The organism is Cytophaga sp. FL35 (genome assembly GCF_014349235.1).
GTDB lineage: Bacteria > Bacteroidota > Bacteroidia > Flavobacteriales > Flavobacteriaceae > Euzebyella.
In genome coordinates, this window is sequence record NZ_JACSOH010000075.1 from 1 (window position 1) to 1,201 (window position 1,201).

At 37.8% G+C, this 1,201-nt stretch carries 1 protein-coding gene; it reads right to left on the bottom strand.

What is annotated here, in order from left to right:
• Positions 1 to 364 precede the first annotated feature (364 nt).
• A complete protein-coding gene (locus BIZ36_RS20645) occupies positions 365 to 997 on the bottom strand; it encodes a hypothetical protein (protein WP_187459749.1) in 633 nt (210 codons plus the stop codon).
• Positions 998 to 1,201 lie beyond the last annotated feature (204 nt).

Consider the following 1,201-nt stretch of genomic DNA (forward strand, 5'->3'; position numbering starts at 1 on the left):
GTACGTAAAAAAGAAAAATACAAGGGAGCACACCAGATTGCATATAGCGGTTGATATGCACAGTTTTCCTCGATGGCGCCTAAAGGTGATAAAATCGATGGTCCCTCATCCTACGGCCATTGCAATCTGACATAGCCCGGAGCCTGTGCAGAGTTTATCGAAGTAATGATGCACAAACCCCAAAGTGCGGGAATTGGAGCGGAGCGACAATGTAGCGATTTGGGGTTTGTGCATCGGTCTCGGCTATGAGTAGTTGCGGTTTCGTAGAGTTGTAATTTTTCAGTTTTCTAGGGTTTCGATGCGAGGAAAAAAGTTTCATTATTCTGAAAATCAAGCAATTAATTATAGCCATTGTTGTAAAACGTTATTTTTTCTGTTCTTTTGCTTTCTTCATTGAAACTCTATCGTAACTTAAATAGTAAAGATTGTTTACGTCTGGGTAATCCTTAGAAATGATTAGACCGATTTCCTTTTGTTTACAGCTATCAATAAATCCACATGGTAAACTGTCCATATGTAGTCTAGTCCTAAACTTAAAATTACCTCGCAAGTATTTGTACTTAATATGTAAATCAGCGTAGGATTCTGATATGGGATAAATGTTCTCAACTTTCCCTTTTATTTTAATCCCGTTTTTTAATAATTCATTGAATCCAAGTGGTTTTTTGGTTATTTGAATTTTGGAGTTGTTTGGGTTCGTAGAATCGTATTCAACTGGATAAAATTTGTGTCTTATCGCCCTCGCTTCTCGAACATATTTTGGCCAACCTGAGTCGTCAGGGTCGCTAGTATCATAAAGTTCACCATTTACATAGAATTTAAAATCAATATGTCCGACCCTTGTGGAATACTTAAAATCGGTCACTCTTCCAATTGTAATTTTGCCCTTAGAACTTAAAGAAGCTTCAGCTTTCCACGAATTGTAAAATCCAATAATCAAAACAATGACAAGAAGTGACATAATGATTATTCCAGGTTTGCTTTTCTTTTTCTCCAAAGATTAGGTTTAATGTTTTACAACGCAGGGCTATGTGTAGTGGTGCGATTGGATTTTTGTTTGTCGTACCGAAAGGTACGTAAAAAAGAAAAATACAAGGGAGCGCACCAGATTGCATATAGCGGTTGATATGCACAGTTTTCCTCGATGGCGCCTAAAGGTGATAATATCGATGGTCCCTCATCCTACGGCCATTGCAATCTG